General features: G+C 61.6%; 20 protein-coding genes and 1 tRNA gene. 4 read left to right on the forward strand and 17 right to left on the reverse strand.

The genetic code is table 11. From position 1 onward, the window contains the following. Nucleotides 1-34 precede the first annotated feature (34 nt). The 3 genes from CCICO_RS10715 to CCICO_RS10725 form a co-directional block, all read right to left on the reverse strand. On the reverse strand, nucleotides 35-550 hold the full coding sequence (locus CCICO_RS10715) for a pyridoxamine 5'-phosphate oxidase family protein (protein WP_018019563.1): 516 nt from the start codon (nucleotides 548-550) through the stop codon (nucleotides 35-37). Nucleotides 551-832: 282 nt separating this feature from the next. Then, nucleotides 833-1534, reverse strand: coding sequence for a DUF5808 domain-containing protein (locus tag CCICO_RS10720; RefSeq protein ID WP_018019565.1), 702 nt, complete (start codon nucleotides 1532-1534; stop codon nucleotides 833-835). Between the two features lie 9 nt (nucleotides 1535-1543). After that, entirely contained in the window at nucleotides 1544-1864 is a 321-nt protein-coding gene (locus CCICO_RS10725) for a PadR family transcriptional regulator (RefSeq protein WP_018019566.1), read from the reverse strand. A 303-nt stretch (nucleotides 1865-2167) separates the two neighbouring features. Here CCICO_RS10725 and CCICO_RS10730 point away from each other — a divergent pair, with 303 nt between their 5' ends. Further along, on the forward strand, nucleotides 2168-3838 hold the full coding sequence (locus CCICO_RS10730; RefSeq protein ID WP_018019567.1) for an ATP-binding cassette domain-containing protein: 1671 nt from the start codon (nucleotides 2168-2170) through the stop codon (nucleotides 3836-3838). Between the two features lie 527 nt (nucleotides 3839-4365). On the opposite strand, the gene CCICO_RS10735 is transcribed toward CCICO_RS10730, so the two are convergent. Both CCICO_RS10735 and CCICO_RS10740 read right to left on the reverse strand, forming a co-directional pair. Further along, a tRNA-Thr gene (locus CCICO_RS10735) sits at nucleotides 4366-4441 on the reverse strand. Nucleotides 4442-4524: 83 nt separating this feature from the next. Then, on the reverse strand, nucleotides 4525-5709 hold the full coding sequence (locus CCICO_RS10740) for a DNA polymerase III subunit delta' (protein WP_018019568.1): 1185 nt from the start codon (nucleotides 5707-5709) through the stop codon (nucleotides 4525-4527). Between the two features lie 53 nt (nucleotides 5710-5762). On the opposite strand from CCICO_RS10740, the gene CCICO_RS10745 reads away from it, so the two are divergent. Further along, nucleotides 5763-7289, forward strand: coding sequence for an adenylate/guanylate cyclase domain-containing protein (locus tag CCICO_RS10745; protein ID WP_018019569.1), 1527 nt, complete (start codon nucleotides 5763-5765; stop codon nucleotides 7287-7289). On the opposite strand, the gene CCICO_RS10750 is transcribed toward CCICO_RS10745, so the two are convergent. From CCICO_RS10750 to CCICO_RS10760, 3 genes are all read right to left on the reverse strand, one after another. After that, the gene (locus CCICO_RS10750; RefSeq protein ID WP_018019570.1) at nucleotides 7286-7708 is read right to left on the reverse strand and encodes an NUDIX hydrolase; all 423 of its coding nucleotides are present in this window, start codon (nucleotides 7706-7708) and stop codon (nucleotides 7286-7288) included. The two genes, CCICO_RS10745 and CCICO_RS10750, sit on opposite strands and share 4 nt — an antisense overlap. After that, the gene (topA, locus tag CCICO_RS10755; RefSeq protein ID WP_026161421.1) at nucleotides 7708-10683 is read right to left on the reverse strand and encodes a type I DNA topoisomerase; all 2976 of its coding nucleotides are present in this window, start codon (nucleotides 10681-10683) and stop codon (nucleotides 7708-7710) included. Before topA ends, CCICO_RS10750 begins: the two co-directional genes overlap by 1 nt. 583 nt (nucleotides 10684-11266) lie before the next feature. Then, nucleotides 11267-11470 carry a cold-shock protein gene (locus tag CCICO_RS10760; RefSeq protein ID WP_018019572.1) on the reverse strand — a complete coding sequence of 68 codons (204 nt, stop codon included), beginning with the start codon at nucleotides 11468-11470 and terminating at the stop codon, nucleotides 11267-11269. Between the two features lie 338 nt (nucleotides 11471-11808). Here CCICO_RS10760 and CCICO_RS10765 point away from each other — a divergent pair, with 338 nt between their 5' ends. Next, nucleotides 11809-14142 (forward strand): DEAD/DEAH box helicase, encoded by a 2334-nt coding sequence (locus CCICO_RS10765; protein WP_018019573.1) that lies wholly within the window; start codon nucleotides 11809-11811, stop codon nucleotides 14140-14142. A gap of 77 nt (nucleotides 14143-14219) precedes the next feature. Here the strand turns inward: CCICO_RS10765 and CCICO_RS10770 are convergent, their stop codons facing one another. The 9 genes from CCICO_RS10770 to CCICO_RS10810 form a co-directional block, all read right to left on the reverse strand. Further along, nucleotides 14220-14534: an Rv3654c family TadE-like protein gene (locus CCICO_RS10770; protein ID WP_018019574.1), complete on the reverse strand. Its 315-nt coding sequence runs from the start codon at nucleotides 14532-14534 to the stop codon at nucleotides 14220-14222. Beyond that, entirely contained in the window at nucleotides 14534-14884 is a 351-nt protein-coding gene (locus CCICO_RS10775; protein ID WP_018019575.1) for a hypothetical protein, read from the reverse strand. Before CCICO_RS10775 ends, CCICO_RS10770 begins: the two co-directional genes overlap by 1 nt. Further along, nucleotides 14859-15062, reverse strand: coding sequence for a DUF4244 domain-containing protein (locus CCICO_RS10780; RefSeq protein ID WP_018019576.1), 204 nt, complete (start codon nucleotides 15060-15062; stop codon nucleotides 14859-14861). The genes CCICO_RS10775 and CCICO_RS10780 overlap by 26 nt, the downstream gene beginning before the upstream one ends. 30 nt (nucleotides 15063-15092) lie before the next feature. Beyond that, on the reverse strand, nucleotides 15093-15641 hold the full coding sequence (locus CCICO_RS10785; RefSeq protein WP_018019577.1) for a type II secretion system F family protein: 549 nt from the start codon (nucleotides 15639-15641) through the stop codon (nucleotides 15093-15095). Next, nucleotides 15638-16435 (reverse strand): type II secretion system F family protein, encoded by a 798-nt coding sequence (locus CCICO_RS10790; protein ID WP_018019578.1) that lies wholly within the window; start codon nucleotides 16433-16435, stop codon nucleotides 15638-15640. Before CCICO_RS10790 ends, CCICO_RS10785 begins: the two co-directional genes overlap by 4 nt. Further along, nucleotides 16432-17568, reverse strand: coding sequence for a TadA family conjugal transfer-associated ATPase (locus CCICO_RS10795; protein ID WP_018019579.1), 1137 nt, complete (start codon nucleotides 17566-17568; stop codon nucleotides 16432-16434). The genes CCICO_RS10790 and CCICO_RS10795 overlap by 4 nt, the downstream gene beginning before the upstream one ends. A gap of 7 nt (nucleotides 17569-17575) precedes the next feature. Further along, entirely contained in the window at nucleotides 17576-18649 is a 1074-nt protein-coding gene (gene ssd, locus CCICO_RS10800) for a septum site-determining protein Ssd (protein ID WP_018019580.1), read from the reverse strand. A 157-nt stretch (nucleotides 18650-18806) separates the two neighbouring features. Beyond that, nucleotides 18807-19163, reverse strand: coding sequence for a DoxX family protein (locus CCICO_RS10805; protein ID WP_018019581.1), 357 nt, complete (start codon nucleotides 19161-19163; stop codon nucleotides 18807-18809). Nucleotides 19164-19174: 11 nt separating this feature from the next. Continuing rightward, nucleotides 19175-19753: a TetR/AcrR family transcriptional regulator gene (locus tag CCICO_RS10810; RefSeq protein ID WP_018019582.1), complete on the reverse strand. Its 579-nt coding sequence runs from the start codon at nucleotides 19751-19753 to the stop codon at nucleotides 19175-19177. Between the two features lie 341 nt (nucleotides 19754-20094). Here CCICO_RS10810 and CCICO_RS10815 point away from each other — a divergent pair, with 341 nt between their 5' ends. Then, nucleotides 20095-20907 (forward strand): HAD family hydrolase, encoded by an 813-nt coding sequence (locus tag CCICO_RS10815; RefSeq protein WP_018019583.1) that lies wholly within the window; start codon nucleotides 20095-20097, stop codon nucleotides 20905-20907. The last annotated feature ends 19 nt before the right edge of the window (nucleotides 20908-20926 follow it).

Consider the following 20926-nt stretch of genomic DNA (forward strand, 5'->3'; position numbering starts at 1 on the left):
CTTCGGGATCTGAAGCTTCGAGAAAGGTGACGTGTTAAAGCTCGACGGTGCCGCTATCGCCCGTGGGACGTTGATCAGACACGATGCCCGAGATCATGCGCACCATCAAGGATGGGCGCGAGGGGCTATCCCAGTATTGAGCGGACTCGCCGCGGACGATGAGGAGCACCTTGTTGGTGTTATCAGGAGTTTCATCCTTCTCCGAGAAGGCATCCGTGCCTGGCCCCCACAGCTCAGCAAGCGTGTCTGCGTCCTCGGAGATCTCACCCACGCCCGCAACCGAGACGAACGACATGTCATCGTTAAAAGCTAGATTCACTTGCGCCCCATCAGCCTGCTGGGCGGTATCGCCATCCTTGGGCACGATGAACACAATGTCGCCGTTATCGCGCACCTCCTGAACCGTCATGGGTCGCGAAACCAGAGCACCCGCACTATCGGCGGTGGTGACCATGGCGAAGCGCGCCGAGCGGATCAGATCGCGCACTGTCTGGCGCTGCTCTTCAGCGCGCTCCGAGGACTGGGACTGGGTTTGTTCTGTAGCACTCATAGGGCCATCCTAGGCGGATGCTCGCCCCGCCGGCATCGCCGGAGATGCGCGCATGAGCTCTCATCAACGATTGCTCAACGCGAAGCTTTCAGCAGAGTGGTGCAATCACCTTCAACGAGCAGGGCCTCGCGGTTCGTCAGAGTACGCAGCTGAGCATCCGAGTTGTTATCCACAATATGTTGCGCAGCCTGCGCGAACGGCTCCTCGCCGTCATGCGGAACCACAAGCGCAACGATGAATAAGCTACTGACCCCACGGCTCCGCGAGTGTTCGCATGCCTAGTTATTGGGAGCGGAGCTGAGCATCAAGTGCACCGAGCGCACTGCGCACACACGCAATCTTGAGCCCACCGCTGACCAGCGGCCACAGGAAAGGTGCAGCAGCACCCGCCGGCTGCTTCCGCTGGGGATCTACTGCCGCCCAATATGCGGCGTGCAACGCCATCAGAGCCATCGCCTGCACTCCACATAGCTCCGCACGGGAGGCCACCGACAGTGCTTCCGGAGACTCGCTGCCACGATGCTTGACGGATCCAACACGCCGGGCAAGCTGGGGCAGCATCGCCACCACGCCGGCTATTGCCGCCGGAAGCGCCGCCGCCACAGCACCTGGAGCCCACTTTTTCGGCCGACCAGTCAACGACCAACTGACAGGCGCGGTGTCTTGCCGCGCCACGGCTACTGCCCCAGCTGCCACTGCAGCGCCACCAATCCACGGCCCCAGCTGCAGCACTCGCCGCAAGCTCTGAGGGATATGCGCTGCAAGATCGGGCAGGGAATCATCGGCACGAATCCAGCCCGCTTTCACTGCAACGGCCCCAAGGTTAAGATCCCAACCGAGCCCCAGGGTGCGAGGCACAAACAAACTCGGATTCTCTGGCTCGAAACTATCGAGCACCGCATCCTGGTCACCTTGCCAGAGTGAAGACACCGGCAGACCGAACATATGTCGCTGGCCATTGTCATCATAAGTGCACCACTTCATAAGTTTCTCTCAGTCCTTTCCTGTCACTATCGCCACTGCCTGCGCAAGCAGCTCCCATTCCTCCGAGAGCCCCGTGAGGCGCTTCCGCCCAGCGGTAGTGAGTTTGTATATTTTGCGAGGTGGCCCGACAGGAGATTCCTCCCACGCTGTAGCCACCAACGCAGTTTTGCGGAGACGAGCGAGAAGCGGATAGATCGTGCCGGAAGAGACCTCCAATCCCGCCTCATCACGAAGCCGCTCAAGAACCTCACCGCCATACGATGGCTTCGCCTCAAGAAGACCGAGGACAACCAACTCGATCGCCCCCTTACGCAGCTGTGACTCTGCCACGACCACTCCTTGCTTCACCTAGTATCTTGCTATACATAGTAGCACCGCAGTATATTCATGCAACCAGCACGCAGTAGCCGTCCTGAGACCGCAAGGTATCCACGGCCGAGCCACGTGAATACCTTGCAGCACCAACGCGCTATACCGCCCCGCCGATGGACTTAATTAAGTCTCTAAAAACGGTTGACGGCTCCATTCTCCTTCTGTAGACTCCGCTTCACTTACTTTTACATTCACACCTATTGGGAGCCTGGTCTATTCCGATGAAGCTATGATCTCCACTCGGCATCGCCGAGAAGCCACATGCACATCAGCATTTTGGAGATCGCTATGCCCAATATCGACGTTTCACATCTATCTTTCTCGTTCTCTGCTCGACCTCTTTTGGAGAACGTCCCTTTCACTCTCGAAGACAATCATCGTGCCGCTTTAGTGGGGCCCAATGGATCTGGGAAAACCACTCTCTTGCGCCTACTACGTGGAGAATTAACTCCCGATTCCGGCGCCGTTACCGTAGGTGGCATCCAGACAGACAGCCCCCTGTGTGTCCCAGAAGCCTCGCGCACTCAAGGCACTGCTCAGGACTATCTGGACTTAGTCTTGGCGAAACCGCGCGCGATGCTCGCCCGATTCGATGAGCTCGCAGCAGAACTTGCCGACGCTTCCTCGTCTTCAGACTTTGCCGGAGAGTATGACCAACTCCTCACTGCTTTGACTTCTGCGGATGTGTGGTCACTTGAGAGCCGCATTGAGAAGACTCTCGAAGGTTTAGGGTTGAAACAGCTTGTCGAGAACAATCTACAAAGTCCGCTGAGCACCCTATCTCCTGGACAGGTGGGACGGCTTGAGCTGGCTGGACTCATCCTTGTTCAGCCTCCCGTTCTTATTTTGGACGAACCTACTAACCACCTCGACGCGTCAGCCATTGACTTCTTGACGGGCCAAGTAAATAGTTGGCTGGGGCCTGTACTCATAGCAAGCCACGATCGTGCTTTCATCGAGGACACGGCCACCGTTATCTACGACCTCGATATTGCCCATTGGCAAGCATTGGTTACGGCGGAAGGTGGCAACCCTCTGCCGGGAATGTATCGCTTTGCTGGGAAATATAGTGAGTCCCTCAAAGAGAAGCGTGACGCACAGGAAAAACATCAAGCGCTTCACTCAGCCCAGCAGCACGACAAGCGAGCTATTCGTTTGCATCGTCGCGGCAGCGAGGATATCGCTCGCGGCGGAGCAAAGTTAGAAAGTGCTGAAGGATCCGCGCGTAAATTCTTTTCGGACCGCGCATCCAAGACCGCCTTAAGGCGAACCCGAAACGATGACCAGCGCCTTAAAGAGTTGAGCATGCACGAGGTGCGCAAACCTCGGGACTACCAGCTAAAGCTCAACCTGCCTCCGATCGTCCCTGGCGGTGGTTTGGCGGTGAGTACACGTGAGGCAGCGCTGACCGGAAGGCTTCAGCCCACTACGTTTGATCTTGGTTGTGGCGAACACCTTTTGCTCACTGGAACCAACGGAGCTGGAAAAACAACCCTCTTACGCTGGATCGCCAGTGGATGCCCACCAAGTTCCGCTCCACACGAGGCGAGCGGCACGATAAGCGTCTCCGGTCGACTCGCCATCGTGCCTCAACGCCTGCCACAGCTAGGCGATCCCTACTTTACCGAGGAGCACTGGGCACATGGCATTGGCGAACTCGGTTCCGGAGTTATGCACCCCTCATTGTGGTCCACTCCGATCCAAGACCTCTCAGCCGGTAACCAACGGCGTAGCCAGATCGCGGCTGCAACCGCACAACAACCCGAAATATTAGTCATCGACGAACCAACCAACTATCTTGACGTGGCCGCCATCGAGGCATTACAAGCAGCTTTGGATGCATGGAACGGCACCCTCATCATCGCCAGCCATGACCGCTGGCTTATCGAGCATTGGCAGGGCACGAGGCTACACCTGCACTCAGCGCAGTAATTGTTGGCGGTACCGATTGGATGTGGCTCGGTAAGCTCTACCTACTTGGAAAGAACTCGGAGGCAGGTCCTTGGTAGAGCTTGCACTCGATGACGTCAGTAGGCAGGCCCCAGCGCCAACACTCGTGGAGCTGCTCAACGAGGTCCACGTACCGGGCGTACTCGGAAGTCCGTCATCCAGAGGTTTTCCTCCACCCGAGACCAGCCGCCACTCTCCTGTCCACGATGAGGGGCCGGCGAGTATCAACTGGAGTAGGGCGACCGGCAGCTTAGTAGAGCAACTAGGTAAAACGCCGATCCAAGGCATGTGATCCTTGCATGGCTCTGTTCTGTAGCCTGCCCCTGCAATTGCTCGAGGAAACGATAGCCGATGGCTGGCGCCCCTAACCTCCCAGTTGTCCTGTGCAGAACCCCCGTCCGACGAGGGCACATTCTGATCATCAACCCGACCGGCGGTTAACCCCTGTATCCACCAAAGAAGCAGCCCCACCTTCCGAGAGCGAAGGTGGGGCTGACCTGTTTTTTCTGTGGAGCCGCCTGCGAGAATCGAACTCGCGACCTTCTCATTACGAGTGAGATGCTCTACCGACTGAGCTAAGGCGGCCAGCGTAGCGGCGCATCATGCACCGCCATTACCGACTGGAAGTTTAGCGCACCACAGCGCACATTCCTAAATCCGCCCGTCGGCTACTGCTCCACCCCGTATGCCAATCGGAATTTCCCGATCATGGCATCCAACGCCACCGTGGGGCGGACGTTGAAAGTGAGCATCTCACGACACTCCGCGATTGCATCAATGCAGCGCAGCAACCCCGGCACGCCCACCTGCTGGGCAAGATCGCGCGAGAGTCCATCGAAATCTGGGTGCGTCAAGCTTGTCGACGCCGCGCTCGCCACGATAATCGCATCCCTATACAGTCCCGCTAGGTCGGTGAGCGCCAAATCGAGCGCATCGTGGGTGGAACGGGTCCGGCGGCGCTTGTGCTGTTTTTCGAGTTCTTTCAGCTCGCCCCTGCTGCCCCGCAGTGCCGCAGCGGTGCCTTTACCCCTCGACCCCATGCCCAGAGATTGTTTGAGCTCATCTACTTCCCGCTCATTGTGGGCGGCTAGGGTGCTGTCGGTTTCGTCTTCGATCACTTTCACCAGAGCTGCTACGTCTTGAAAGGCGCTGGAACCATGGTTGACGAGCTCAGCGAGCTGCAGCACTCTCGCGCGTCGCTTCTGCGCTTGGGTATCGGTGGCGAGGTGGCGGGCTCGTCCGATGTGCCCGCTGGAGGCTGCTGCCGCCAAGTGCGCGGCACGTTTGTTCGTCACTCCTTCGCGGATCAGGAGCTCAGCCACAGCTTCTGGGCTGGGCATCGGGATGTACAGGTGGCGGCAGCGTGAACGCAGCGTGACCGAGAAGTCCTCGGGGTCGGTCGAGGGGGCGCAGAAGATCATGACCGTCCGCTCTGGCGGCTCTTCCACGGTCTTCAACAAAGCATTGGAGGATTCGGAGCCCAGACGATCGGCGTCCTCGATGATGATGACGCGCCACCGCCCATGGGTGGGGGCGGTGTTGGCGAGCGGAATGATGCGGTCGCGTACCTGTGCCACTGGGATCACCACCCCATCGGGCACCAAGCGATACACGTCAGGATGGGTGCCCGCGAACACCATCCGGCAGCCCTCGCATCGCCCGCAGCCGTAGCCGCCGGGGGTTTCACACACGAGCGCGGCAGCGAATGCTTGTGCGGCCACGGATCGACCAGAGCCGGGCGGGCCCGTGAGGAGCCACGCGTGGGTCATGTGCTCGGGGTGGGAGGCGGCGTCGATAAGCACCTGCGCCACACTCGTCGCCCCAGCGAGGCGGTTGAATACTTCGGAGCTCACGACAAACTAGCGTAGCTCACCTAAACGAAGGCCAACTGATTAAAGTAATTGCTATGACTCGATTGGCACGGGCACTGAAATGGCTCTGGGGAACCGCGTGGCCGCTCTATGGCGCCACCGTCCTTGTGTCTAACCTGCTGGGTGCCGTGGCCATCATGGCGTTCATCCACTACCTCATTCCGCTGCCCGAGGGCACGAACTTTGGGCAGTCGCGTTTCGATGTCCCCTCCATCGGCATCTTCTACGTCGTCTTCGCTGTGATTGTTGGCGCTATCGCCACCTACTACCTGTTCAAACCGGTACTGATGTGGCAGCGCCACCCAGACGAGCATGACCGCAACATGGTGCGCAACCTCGTGATGCGCATTCCCGTGTACCAAGCGATCATCGCTGGGGTGGTGTGGCTGATTGGGATTGCGATTCTCACCATCGTGGCCAGCAGTGTCTCTGGGCGCTTCGCCGCAGTGATCTTCTTCGCCACGCTTCTCGGCGGCTGCGCCGTGGTGCTTCTCACCTACTTTGAGGCGCAGCGTCTCGTGCGCCCTGTAGCCACCCAGGCGCTTGCTCGGCGCTTCGAGGACTCCACTCTCGAGCCACCCGTCTCACACCGCATGCGGCTGACATGGCTGTCCACCACCGCCATGCCGATCATCGGCATCATGCTGCTACTCATGGGGCAATCGGTGGGCTACTTCACCGATGAGCCGGCTGACATTCTCCCCGCCATTCTGGCGCTGTGCGTACTCGCGCTCATCACGGGGCTCCTCGCCACCACCTTGCTGATTATGAGCGTGGTGGATCCGATTATGGAGCTTCAAGACGCCATCAATCGCGTGCGTCGGGGCGAAAACGGCGTAGCCGTGGACATCTACGATGGCTCCGAGGTGGGTGTGCTGCAGGCAGGCTTCAACGAGATGATGCGCGGATTGCGCGAACGCCAACGAGTGCGCGACATCTTCGGTCGCTATGTGGGCACAGAGGTCGCCAGCCGCGCCCTCGAAGAGCGCCCCACCCTCGGCGGCGAAGACCGCAAGGTGGCGGTGCTTTTCGTGGACGTCATCGGCTCCACCACCTTCGCCGTGCACCACACCCCCGAGGAAGTAGTTACCGTGCTCAACGAGTTCTTCGAGCACGTGGTGGAATCCGTGCATGAGCACCGCGGCATCATCAACAAGTTCCAAGGCGATGCCGCCCTTGCAGTCTTCGGGGCGCCGGTTTCGCTTTCCGACGCCACCGGCGCCGCCCTAGCCACCGCGCGTGATCTGCAGCGCCGGCTCAAAGACAGCCAGCTGGAATGCGGGATTGGCGTCGCCACCGGCAACGTGGTGGCCGGCCACATCGGCGGGCACGACCGCTTCGAGTACACCGTGATCGGCGATGCGGTCAATCAGGCCGCCCGTCTCACCGAGCTCGCCAAGGACACCCCGGGCAAGACTCTCACCTCGGCATCGACGCTGCGCGACGCCAACGAGGCCGAGCAAGCCCGGTGGACCGTGCTGAAATCCGTGGAACTGCGCGGGCGCCAGGAAATGACCCAGCTCGCCCGCCCGATCCGCCCCACCTTGGCGGACCGCTCCTAGGCCGTCAGCCGCGGGAAAATCTCCGTGACCATGAGCGGGGCGCAGTCCACCCCGTAGTCGGAGACGCGCTGCGGATCCATCCACAGCACTTCCTCGATCTCTGCGGCGGGTGTAATCTCCGCGGCCTGCTCGGCGCTGAGCGTGCGCGTGCACACAAACACATCGGCCGAGACCACCCAGCCCGCCTCATTGGCGGCGGGGGCCTCTAGTCGGCCCAGCGGCGTGAGCTCTTCAGGAGCAAGAACCAGCCCGATCTCTTCCTCGAGCTCGCGGATTCCCGTCTCTACTGGGTCCTCACCCAGCTCGGGCTTTCCGCCGGGCTGCATGAACCGAGAGGTTCCGCGCTTCCGCACGGTCAGCACACGGCCCTGCTCATCCCGAATCACTACTGCGCTTACCCGCACCACATCTGCAGCCATTACTGTGCCGAACGCCTCCTCGACCCCGCCTTCACCACGTTCTTCGTGGTGCGCTTCACCGACTTCTTGCTGGACTTCTTGCTAGCTTTTTTGCTGGCCTTTTTGCTCGCCTTTTTACGCGATTTCTTCGCCGACTTCGAGGCCGAGGGATTCTCCGCCTCCTTTGCGCGTCGTTCAGACAGCAGCTCGCAGGCCCGGGCATCCGTCATCGTCTCGGGAGTGTCCCCCTTACGCAGCGAGGCATTGGTGGTGCCATCGGTGACGTAGGGGCCAAAGCGGCCATCCTTCACCGACATCGGCTTACCCGAGACGTCATTATCACCCAGTTGCTTCAACGGCGGCTTGGCGGCGGCCCGCCCCCGGCGCTTCGGCTCGGCATAGATGCGTCGAGCCTGCTCAAGGGTGACGGTGAAGATCTGCTCCTCATCACCCAAAGAACGGGAATCATTGCCCTTCTTCAGATACGGGCCATAGCGGCCATTCTGGGCGGTAATCAGCTCCCCATCCGCTGGGTCCACGCCCACCTCGCGAGGCAGCGACAGCAGCTTCAAGGCCTCCTCGAGGGTGACCGTTGCCGGTTCCATCGAGCTAAACAGCGAGGCAGTGCCGGGCTTGAGCCGCTCATCGATAATCTCGCGGATACGCTTTTCCTTCTGCTTCGCCGCAGTCTTGGTCTCCCAATTCTTGGCGCGCTTACCCTCCTTGGCACGCTCAGCGTCCTCGGCTGCGCGTTCCTCGGCGATGATCGTTTCCGCGACATCGAGGATGTGGCTCTCCTCGTCCTCAGTCACCAGCTCCGTCACATAGGGGCCATAACGGCCCTCCTTGGCCACCACCATGCGGCCATTCTCTGGGTTACGGCCCAGCTCTCGGCCGCCCTGCGGGGTGGCAAAAAGCTTCTCCGCAGCATCGAGCGTGATCTCGTCTGGGGTGGTGGAATCCGGCAGGTTGGCCCGCTGATACTCGGGGCTGCCATCGGATTGGGTGCCCACCACGCGCTCCAAGTAAGGGCCGTAGCGGCCCACGCGCACCACAATGGCGCGTCCCTGCTCGTCGTCGAAGAGCTTCAGGGAATTGACGGACCGAGCATCAATGCTTTCGAGGTTGTCGTCGATAAGCGATTTCAGCCCACCGGACCGAGCGATCGACTCAGCCGTGTTCTTCGAAGCGGCCTTGTTTCCAAAATAGAAATCGCTGAGCCAATGGTGGCCATCTTCATTGCCCACCGCAATATCGTCTAGCTCGTCTTCCATCGACGAGGTGAAGTCATAATCCACCAATGCCGAGAAGTTCGACTCCATCAAACCCACCACGGCAAACGCCACCCACGAGGGAACCAGGGCATTGCCGCGAGGGAACACATAACCGCGATCCTGAATGGTCTTGATAATCGAGGCGTACGTGGACGGACGGCCGATACCGAGATCCTCCATCTTCTTCACCAAGCTTGCCTCGGTGTAGCGTGCCGGAGGATTCGTAGCATGGCTTTCCGCATGCACATCCTTCGTCAGCAAGTCATCGCCCGCGCTCAAGCGCGGCAAACGCTTCTCGGCGTTATCAGCCACGTTGCGACCATCAGCCAAGCGGGAGGTTTCCACATACGCCTTCAAGAAACCGGGGAACGTAATCGAACGCCCCGTGGCGGAGAACTCCACCTCCTGCTCACCGGAGGACAACTGGGCAGTACCGGCGATACTCACCTTCATCGAGGTCCCCTTGGCATCCGCCATCTGGGAGGCCACGGTGCGCTGCCAAATCAGCTCATAGAGCTTGAACTCCTCGGCATCCAACTGGCCAGATAGCGACGTAGGCGTAGCGAAAGACTCACCCGCCGGCCGAATCGCCTCGTGCGCCTCCTGGGAGTTTTTCACCTTTCGCGAATACTGCCGCGGGCTAGAGGGCACGTAGCTCTCGCCGTACAGCTCACGCGCCTGCACCCGCGCCGCCTCCTGGCCCGCACGGGAGAGCGTGGTGGAGTCGGTACGCATATAAGTGATGTGACCGTTTTCGTAGAGGCGCTGCGCGATGCGCATCGTCCGCTCCGAGGTGTAATGCAGCTTGCGGCCGGCCTCCTGCTGCAGCGTGGAGGTCATAAACGGCGGATAGGGCTTACGAGTATAGGGCTTTTCCTCCACCGCGCTCACCCGCAGAGGCTGACCCTTCAGGCCCTCTTCGAGTGCCTCAGCGGCGGATTTATCAATCACCACCACATCATCCGGCTTACGCAGCACGCCATCATCATTGAAGTCACGGCCCTGGGCGATGCGCTTACCGTCCACGCCGGTGAGCTTCGCCTGAAAATCTCGGGGCTCATCAGCCTTGGCGTTCTGCGCGGCCACCTCGGCCACCAAGTCCCAGTACTCGGCGGAAACGAAGGACATGCGCTCCCGCTCGCGTTCCACGATCACGCGAGTGGCCACGGACTGGACGCGCCCTGCGGATAGCCGCGGCATTACTTTCTTCCACAGCACTGGGGAGATCTCATAGCCGTAGAGCCGATCCAAGATGCGGCGCGTCTCCTGAGCATCCACCAAGTTCATATCCAGCTCACGGGTGTTTTCCGCGGCCGCCACAATGGCGGGCTTGGTGATCTCGTTGAACACCATGCGCCGCACCGGAATCTTCGGTTTAAGCACCTCGAGCAGGTGCCACGCGATGGCCTCGCCCTCACGGTCGGGGTCTGTAGCCAGGTAGAGCTCGTCTACTTGCTTCAGCTTCTTCTTGAGATCCGCGACCTTTTTCTTCTTATCGGGGCTCACCAAGTAGAGCGGCGCGAACTCATTGTTCACGTCCACGCCCAGCCGGGCCCACGACTCCTTCTTGTATTTCGCGGGAATGTCCGCAGCACCGCGCGGGAGGTCACGAATGTGCCCCACCGATGCTTCGACGATGTAGTCATCGCCCAAATACGGCTGGATCTTCCTCGCCTTGGTCGCCGACTCGACAATCACTAGGCGCTTCGTTCCTTCAGCCACGGTTACCTTTCCTCGCGTGGGGGCAGCCTGGGCGCCGCCTGACGGCACTCGTGGCTGCTGCTCACGTGTGTTGGAGCTATCTAAAGATGGTTAATGAGGTTGGCGGTGGTGAGCTCGCGGCGGACACAGCCACATGTCGTGCCCGCGTACAGCACGCCCGCGCTGCCGCACGATCCGACCACTACGGCTACCGGTGCGCTGCCCGCGCGACTGCGCAGACACATCTGCACCAGTACCCATCTTCTTTATCTGTGGTCATTTAGCGTACACAGTAATATATGGGTCTTCCACGGTGCTATCTGGGGTACCAGCAACGGGGGACACCGCCCCTGTGGGCTTCGACCCCACTACCCACAGTGGAAGCACTACCGCAGCGGCATGAATATCAACTTCGGCATGCGCCACGCTCGCGCCGCTTGCGCCGCACGCTCGCGCGGTGCGGTGCATGCTCGCGCCGTGCGACAAGCGGCCGCTCACACCGCTCGATGCGACGCACCCTGACCGCGGCATGCACCACAAAAGCCCAGCGCATTACACGCTGGGCTTGAGCTACGATCGGCACATAGTCCGATACGCGGGGGGGTTAGAGAGCAGTCACAGCCTGTGCCTGCGGACCCTTGGCGCCCTCGCCGATCTCGAACTCAACCTTTTGGTTCTCCTCGAGGGTGCGGAAGCCGCCGCCCTGAATCTCGGAGTAGTGGACGAAGACGTCTTCGGAGCCGTCCTCAGGAGCGATGAAACCAAAGCCCTTTTCCGCGTTGAACCATTTCACAGTTCCCTGTGCCATAAAAACTAACTCAAATCTTTTTCTTGAAGTGCGATACAGCCTGGCTCCTACTGCACGAGCCATGCCGGGAAGGCGTCTCATTCACCGGATTGTTCACAACGTGGTGTGGCGCTCTTACGTGGCGCTAACAAACTCTTCGATTCCTCTGTGTGCCCACCATGTGGGCTGGTCACATCTGATGCTTCATAAGCTGTCAGAAAACGTCCGACCGAGCTCCAGTGTGTCACGTTTTAGACCCAAGGGATAGTCTATATTTGAAAAATATCGCTTTTCCGCAGCTCACACCCCACATACTATTTTTTCTCTAGCCGCTAAAAGCAACAGAAAGTAGCGCAATCATGTCTCGTTTCGGTGCGGAACTCACCAACGTCATCAGCACTGCGCTGCCCACCGCCACGCCGACATTCATTGGCACCCGACCGAGCCGTCTCGCCACCCACCGCGACTGGCCCGACTGGGTCCTCCCCGAGCTGCGCACCTACCTAGAAGCCGAAGGCATCACCCGCCCCTACGCTCACCAGGTGGAGTGCGCCGAATCGGTATATTCCGGCCGCGACACGATCATCTCCACCGGCACATCCTCCGGAAAATCCCTCGGCTATCTGCTGCCCATTCTCACCACCCTCGCCGCCGATGATCGCACCTGCGCGCTGTATATCACCCCCACCAAGGCCCTGGGCAATGACCAGCTCCACACCGTGTCCCAACTGTGTTCCACCTTGTCTGCGCTTGACGACGTCGCCCCGCACCCCTACGACGGCGACACCCCCATCGACGCCCGCCGGCCAATCCGCGACGCCTCTCGCTTCGTGTTCACCACCCCGGACATGCTGCACGCCTCCATCTTGGCCGCCCACGGTTCCTGGACTCGACTGTTGCGCAATCTCCGCTATGTGGTGATCGACGAAGCTCATGTCTACCGCGGGCTGTTTGGCGCCCATGTAGCTCTCGTGCTGCGGCGTCTGCGTCGGCTGTGTGCCCACTACGGCGGGCACCCCACCTTTGTGCTTGCCTCGGCTACCTCCCGTGACCCCGCGGCGCACGCCAGCAGGCTCATCGATGTGCCCGACTTCGATATCACCAGCGTGGATCACGACACGGCCCCAGCGGGTGAGCAAACCATCATGCTGCTCGAGCCCTCTCTCATTGACAGCGAGGAGGACCAACCGCCCCAGCGGCGCGCCGCCAGCACCGAGGCGGCCGATGTGATGGCCCTGCTGCTCGCAGAAGGGGCGCGCACGTTGACATTTGTGCGTTCTCGCCACAGCGCTGAAACTGTGGCGCTGCGCTGTGCCGAACAACTCATTCACGCCGGACACCGCGACTATGCACGGCGCATCGCCAGCTACCGAGCCGGCTACACCCGCGAAGATCGCCGCGCCCTCGAACGGGCTCTAGACGAGGACGACCTGCTCGGGGTAGCCACCACCAATGCCCTCGAGCTGGGTATCGATATCGGTGGTATTGATGCCGTGGTTTCTGCTGGTTTCCCAGGAACAGTGGCCTCCATGTGGCAGCAAGCTGGCCGAGCCGGCCGTCGCGGCCAAGGCTCACTGTATGTGTTGGTGGCCCGCAGCGACCCGATGGACACCTATCTCATTCGCCACCCCGAGGCGCTTCTCGAACGCCCCCTCGAAGAGCATGTGTTCGATCCCACGAACCCGTATGTGGTGAGCGAACACGTACTCTGCGCCGCCGCAGAAAAGCCCTTGAGCATCGCCGATGTGGATTCCCTCGGTGCCACCGCCGTGGTGGACGAGCTCGTGGCCACTCGGCTTCTGCGGCACCGAAACGGGCACTACTATCCCGCCGATCTCCGGCACGCGGACACCATCCACAGCCAGGTGGCACTGCGCGGCACCGAAGGCGGAGAGGTTCTGATCGTGGATGCCACCGATGGCCGTCTGCTGGGCACCGTGGACCCGGCGCGCGCCCAAGCCCAGGTGTTTCCCGGCGCGGTGTATCTGCATCAGGGTGCCAGCTTTGTGGTGGATGAGTTGGATGTGGAGGAGAATCTCGCCCTCGTCCACCCCGAGCAGCCGCCCTATTCCACCTTTTCGCGCACGTCCACCACGCTGCGGATCCTGTCTGCCCCCGAGGAGGACGCATTGGTGAATTACTCGCCTGGATTGTGGGTGGCGAATGTGGAGGTGGAGGTGACCAAACAGGTCACCGGCTACGTCAAGCGCTACACCAATGGCCAGCCGCTGGAGGAGATCCCGCTGGAGATGCCGCCGCAGGTGTTACGCACCCGTGCGGTGTCTTATACCCTTGATCCCGCGATCCTCGATCAACTGCGCGTTTCTGCCGCTGAGGCGCCCGGCGCATTGCACGCGGCAGAGCATGCCGCGATCGGCATCCTGCCCCTGTTTGCCACCTGCGATCGCTGGGATATCGGCGGGGTGTCCACGGTGGAGCATCCGGACACAGGGTTGCCGACGGTGTTTGTCTACGACGGCCACGAGGGCGGGGCAGGTTTCGCTGACACTGGCTTCCGCCGTTTCCCCGAGTGGATCAACGCCACTTTTGAGGCTGTGCGTTCCTGCCCCTGCGCCGAGGGGTGCCCTTCGTGTGTGCAGTCACCCAAGTGCGGCAACGGCAACCACCCTTTGGATAAGGATGCAGCCATCGCCGTACTGGGGGCATTGGCGAGCATGACTGGGGCCGCCTAGCTGAGCCCCGTGGACTCTGCATCGATTACACACAGCCTCCGCGACACCAACACCCCTAGGCGGTGTGCGGCACAGCGCTAGAGCGGCCCAGCACGCGCCGTCGCTTCCTTCCCGCGCACAGTGGTTTCCACCACGATGTCGGCATCGTGAAGAGTGCAGGAGCTGAGCTCGGCAGCATTGTCTTGCGCTACCTTAGCGGCCACCCCGCAGCCATCGTGGCCTTCGCTGTGACCATAGGCCCCTGCAACCGCTGCCATATCGGCGGCGAGCTGGGCGTGATGCCGGGCGATGATCCCGCTACCGAGGGTGGCCATGCCCGCCAAGATGCTGCACAGCAGAGCGATCATAGCCACGAGCAGGATGGTGGCGTGGCCCCGATCATCTCGCCACATCAGTGTTCACCACGCTCGGCGTCGGCAGTGTATTCCACCGGAAAGCGAGCAGTGGCATGCACGCTACCGAAAGGCGAAGGCATCGCCGCCGTGGCTTCCATCACCCCATTGCTGGAGGTGATGTCTACCTTTCCCCGCGCCGGCTCGTAGCGCTCACCTATCGCGGCGGCCCGGGCTGCTGCGCCTGCGGTATCGACCGCCGAAAGATAGCTGGCTAAGGCCACCATGCCGCTGATCGTGAGGGCGAACACCAGTACCAGCGAGGCCAATCCTAGGGCGGCCTCGATGGTGACGGAGCCGTCGGTGTCCGCAGCGAAACCTCGGCTAGCTCGGCGAGTTGGATAGCGCATCGGTGATGATGGATTCGATGGCATCTGACACCGCTCCGGAATTGATGACGAGAAAGAGAACCCCGGCGAGCGCGGCGGCAGCAAGACTGCCCATAGCGTATTCGATGGTGCTCATCCCCTCCTCTTCACGGTGCAGCTGGGCGAGACGAGCCTGGATGAGGTGATAGATGGTGTTCATAATGTTTGTGTCCTTTTCTGTTTAGTGGATCTAGAAAATAGTGCTGGCAATATCAACGATGATGGGAACGAGTCCCAAGATGAGAAACGCCGGTAGGAAGCACACAGCCAGCGGGATGGCGATGATCACCCCGGCGCGCTCAGCGGTGGCACGCTGTGAGGTTTCTGCTGTGTGCCGCACCGAGGCGGCAATCCTGTCGAGCCCACTGGCAATGGAGGTGCCGCCGCGGCTGCTCATCACCGCCAGTTCGGCGACGGGAGCGAGCACGCTGTGGCCTAGCAGTGGCTGCCAAGACTTCTCGGCACTGCAGCCCAGTCGAAGCAGGGCTGCCACGGTGTCCCAGAGCTGCCGATCGGCCGCTACGGCCACGCTGGCCACGGCGCTCACGGCGGCGGCATGGGACATCCCGCCGCTGATGCATGCCGCGAGTAATTCAATGTCTGCGGCGCGTTCATGCGGACTGGCCACTGGATCATCGCGGGGCCGGCGGGTTTGGACGTTGGACGCCGTGGCCAGCCGGGCGCGGGCCGTGGGCTGGGGATAGGCCAGAAGGGCAAGGGCAAGGAGAAGGAAGGTCATGATGAGGGGCACCCCCGTGCTTTGTTGATGATCGAGTACGTCCACAGAACGCCGCCGCAGATGAGAGCGGTTCCCACGAGCAGCAACACCCCGCCGAGGGAGGTGCCACTGAGAAAGGCCAGTGGCGCGGCTCCCATGAGGCTGCCGAGTCCCACCCCGAGCGCCGGCAGCAAGCTGAGGATCACGGCGGTGGCCATGGGTCCCTGCAGTGCCGCCTGCACGGAGCTGTCATGGCGCTGTGCCTGGTCGAGTTGCTGCTGAGTGCGCTCTAAAAGGCTCGCCAGCCCGATACCGTGGTGTTCGCTGAGCTGCCACAGCGCTCCGATCCGCGTGAGTTCTGGCGCCTCGGTGGCACCTATCAACGCTGGGGCTGGGCTGCGGCCGCTGCGGATGCGGTTGACGGCCGCTGCGAGTGGATGCGTGATTGGAGTTGAGGACACAGCGTCGGCAGCGGTGGCGAGGGCGTGTTGCAGGCTCGCTCCGGCACGGATGCTTGCTGCACACACTCCAGCGCACTGTCCAGCTGCGGCGGCTGCGCGCTGTCGGCGGCGTCGACGATGCATATCCCGCAGCACATAGCCGATGGTTGCCGCGGCCATAAGCGCGGCGATGCTGAGTGTGACTGCCCGGAGCAGGACGATGGCGGTGGCCGCAAGCATCACACCGATGACCCACGGGGTACCGCCGCGTCGTGCCGTAGCGCGATGGTAGATGCGTCTGGCTGGGCGTGCACCGGTGGCACACAGCACCGCCCCGGCGAGAGCGAGCAGGGTTAATGGCGGCGCGGTGATCATCGCTGCCACCTCTCGGCGATGGCCAAGCCCTGTGAGCCGGAGGTGCGCGCATCCCAGATCACTTCGATCGTCACTGGGTCAGAGCGCACCAGCCCGATCTGGCTCACGATGCGCCCGGTGGCGGTGCGCCGCATCCCGATGATCACCTCCACCGCAGCGGTGAGCTGGGTGTGCAATGCCTCTCGTGACATTCCACCGAGGGTGGCGAGCGCCTCCATGCGGGCGGGAACCTCACTGAGCGAGTTAGCGTGAATGGTGCCCGCCCCACCTTCGTGCCCGGTGTTGAGCGCGGCGAGAAGATCCACAATCTCGGCGCCGCGAATCTCGCCCACCACGATGCGATCGGGCCGCATCCTTAAGGCTTGTCGCAGCAGATGAGCAAGGGTGATCTCTCCTCGCCCTTCGGCATTGGCCCCCACACTCACGAGGTTCACCACGTGCGGGTGAGCCGGCGATAGCTCTGCTGTGTCTTCGATGCAGATGATGCGTTCGCGGGGATCGGCCTTAGCAAGTAGCGCCGAGAGCATGGTGGTTTTGCCCGATCCGGTCCCGCCGACCACCACAAAGGATTTCCGTGCCGCCACCATCGCGGAAAGAAATACGGAGACTTCCTCTGGCATAGTGCCGCGTTGTGTCAACTGTTCAAGGTTGGTGGCTGCAGAGCGCAACATTCTTAAGCTCAATAGCGGGCCACTATCGCTCGGCGGATCGAGCAGCGCATGCACCCTGATGGAGCTGCCGTCGGGGCGGCGCAGTTTTCCATCGGCGAAGGGTTGGGCATCGTCGAGGCGCCGACCGCAGGCCACCGCTAGCCGCGTCGCCAGCGCCCGGATGTGTTCTTCGGAGTCGAAGCTCAGCTGTGCTTTCTCCATTCCCTGGCCTCGATCGAAGTAGATCTGATCCACCCCGTTGACCACCACATCTGTGATCCCCTCGAGGCTGCACAGCCCTTCGAGGATGCCAACTCCAGTGGAGTCGTGGCGCAACTTCTGCAGCAGGGCAAACACGTCTCGATCGGAGATCACTCCCGCTTCGTGGCGGATGAGATCGGCGATCATAGCGGCGTCTGGGTTGGGGTGATCAGATTCGGCCAGCTTGGCGTGGACGGCGTCCAGAATGTGCTCGGTATTCATGGCCGCCTCACCACTGCTGTCCCATAGGATGGGCCTGCTCGAGATCGGTGCAGATATCCGCTACGGCCCGCCCCAGCACGCGCGGGCATCGGCCGCGCAGCCCGCCCTGCTCGAGTTGTTTAGCCACTGCAGTGGTGAAGCGAAATTCCGCGCTGATGGTGATCCCAGCAACGGTCTCCACCTCTGCAGCACTTAAGGAGGCCCAGGTGCGGGCGACGGTGACAAAGCTCAACGGCACGTGACTGCGACGCAATTCAGACAGTTGGGCACTGATCGCACACACCGCACGCACTTCTCGGGGCACGATCACCACGAGATGGTCAAGATAGGCCACAATGTCTGGATCGAGGGCATCAGCCCGGGGCAAATCCACCACCGTGTAGCCCTCTTCTCGTAGGCTGCGCAGCGCACCCAAAATGGTCTCGGTAGTAAGCGGGGCGGCATCAAAACGATCCCTGCTGCTGCTCACACAGCTCGCTGCGGCGGTAGGCAGCACCTCACGCACATCGGCGGCGCCGAGGCTGCCCTGGCTAAAATCCAGTTCATCCCATCGTGGCCCTGGCTCGTCCTCCACCCCGAGTAGCAGGTCCATTCCCCCGCTGGGGTCTGTACCCACCACCGTGGTGGGGGCGAGTTCTGACAGCTGCACGCCCAGCGCCGCGGCAAAGGTACTCACCCCGCAGCCGCCGGTGCAGCCAGTAACTCCCACCACCAGCCCTTCTTCGGTGCGCACGGCCCGCCCGAGATCAGTGAGTAGGCCTGCTGCCTCGGCCGGCAAAGCATAGGCCTGCTCGGCGTGGATCTTCATGGCCAGCTCAAAGTTCACCGGCGTCTGATCTGCGGCGATGAGAAAGACTTTTTCTCGGCGCGGCTGTGGCCGCTCCAGCAAGAACTGCGCGCCTTCCTCGTCCACCACGATGGCAAAAGCGGAATGATGGTGGCGCGCCAGTTCCTCGGCGGTAGAAACCTCCACCACCTGACGCGCAGTGGCGGCGGCGATGTGAATCGCCTCTGGGTGGACGAGAGGGTCGAAGACTGCGATAACAACGGGGGCGTGGGCCTGATCACGGGTGCTGCTCATGGCTGCAGAGTGTGCTGCACTCCGCCATCCACGGCATCTCAGTAACGAGCAAGGCTGTGCATAACCTCTCTGTCGGAGGAGTTATGCACAACCGCCCCTGCTGGGCGCTGCGGCATCGAGCAAACTGGCTCTAGGATGAGACGGTTGGGCGCGCTCTTTAGACCAGCACACACACCATGGTCACGCAGGAGAGCACCCACATGCCTAAGCAATTCACCCTGAACGCCATGCCGGTGGCCCCGGCGCGGATATGCGCCCAGATGGCGCAACTGAAATAGGCGATCACTCCAGCGGTGGCAGCAGCCGCGAGACCGGGAATCCAGATACCTGCGATCAATCCGACCGCCGCGAGGAGCTTCACCACGATGAGCACCCACCACCAGTCCTCGGGGAAATGCACACTCCGAAGGCACTCCGCGATGAATGCGGGTGGCCGGAGCGAAAGGATGGCGTCGACAAGCAACACGGCTGCGAGAAACGCTGGTGCGATCCACCAAGTGGGGACGAGAATCATTGTGGGGCTCCTCAGGGGCAGATGATGCCCGCAAAAACGGGTCGGATCTGGGCAGTCAGTGATGGGGGCGGATCATCAGGTGCAGCGGACCACATGAACACCATGCCCACATAAGCGGCATGTAAGGCGACCGCACGGTGGTGGGCGGTGATGGCATCTAGCTCGGTGTACTCGCGCAACTGTGCCTCGAAGACAGCCACGAGGCGGGTGGCGAGATCGGTGAACACGGCAGAGCTGTGCCGGCCGCTGACGAGGATGGAGGCATACGCTTGGCCGAGCTCGCGGTGGCTGTGGAAAAGATCCACGAAGGGCTGCACTGCGGCGCAGGCGGCATCAAGACAGGATGTACCGACTACTGGGGAATCGGCCTCGAGGGCACGCTGATGCTCGTCGATGAGCTCGTCGAATACCTCAACGAGTAGTGCTTCCTTATCACCGGCGGCCATCACCGAGCCCACGCTCACCCCCGCGTGTTGGGCAATATCGCGAACGGTGGTGCGCTGAAATCCGCGCTGGTGAAACAGATGCCGGGCGGCGTTACGGACACAGAGCCGAGTGGCCTGTTTGGCTTCGCGGCGTGGGGTAGCCATCACTCCTCCTGAACATATTCACTGAACACGTTCATTATAGGACGCATGTACCCATATGCGCACAACGGTCTCGGCAGAAGAGAATGACTCGGAGATAAGGAGACGGCCCGCGCGGGATGGGGGGGTGGTAAGCGCGGGCCGTCTGCGGTAACCCGGCCATTCGGGGGGGACGGGCCGGGGCAGACCACACTGTATATCGGGGTCGTGCGGTTCCGAGTATGTCATAGCTTCAATAGCACGTCAATAGCCCCGTAGAGGCATAAAGATGCAGGCCCAGCCGCTTCCAAGTAGCATCACACGTACCACTTTATTCACATCTGTATCGCATAAGGGGGTGAGCCATGACCTCACCACAGCACCAGGAAGCACCGATCGCTGCCTTTTTTGATCTCGACAAAACAATCATCGCCACCTCCTCGGCCTTCGCCTTCGGCCGCACGCTCGTCTCTCACGGAATGCTGAGCACCAAAGACGCCCTCGCGCTCGTGCTCGCCGAAACGGGCTACATGATTTCCGGCCACTCCCAAGCGCAGATGGATGACACCAAAGACCAGCTCACACAGATGGTCGCGGGACTAAAGATCGAGGATCTGCAGCACACCATCGATCACACTCTGCTCCACCGCGTGGTGCCCACAATTTTCGCCGAGGCCCGCGAACTCATCGACACCCACCATGCCCGCGGCCACGACGTGATCATCATTTCCGCCTCGGTGAAGGAACTGGTCGATCCCATCGCTCGCGAACTCGGGGCAGATCGCACCATCACCACCCAGCTCGAGGTGGTCGACGGCACCTACACCGGCGAGCTCGAGCTGTACTGCCGCGGCGAAACCAAAGCCGCCGAAATCACAGACCTCGCCCGCAGCCTGGGCTATGACCTCTCCCAGTGCTACGGCTACTCCGACTCCGCCACGGACATCCCCATGCTCGAGGCAGTGGGGCATCCCTATGCCGTCAACCCCGACCGCGCATTAAAAAAGCACGCCCTGCGCTCTAACTGGCCGGTACTCAACTTCAAAAACCCAGTTCCACTACTATCCAGCCCTTCTAAAAAAGACCTTGGCATCGGCGGCGCTGTGGCCGCGGCCCTCGCCCTCGGGGTGGGAAGCTGGTGGCTCAGCACCCACTGGGGCGAGTTACGCTCCAGCTAGCCGCCCCGCACCAAGCAAC

Source organism: Corynebacterium ciconiae DSM 44920, assembly GCF_030440575.1.
Taxonomy (GTDB): Bacteria; Actinomycetota; Actinomycetes; order Mycobacteriales; family Mycobacteriaceae; genus Corynebacterium; species Corynebacterium ciconiae.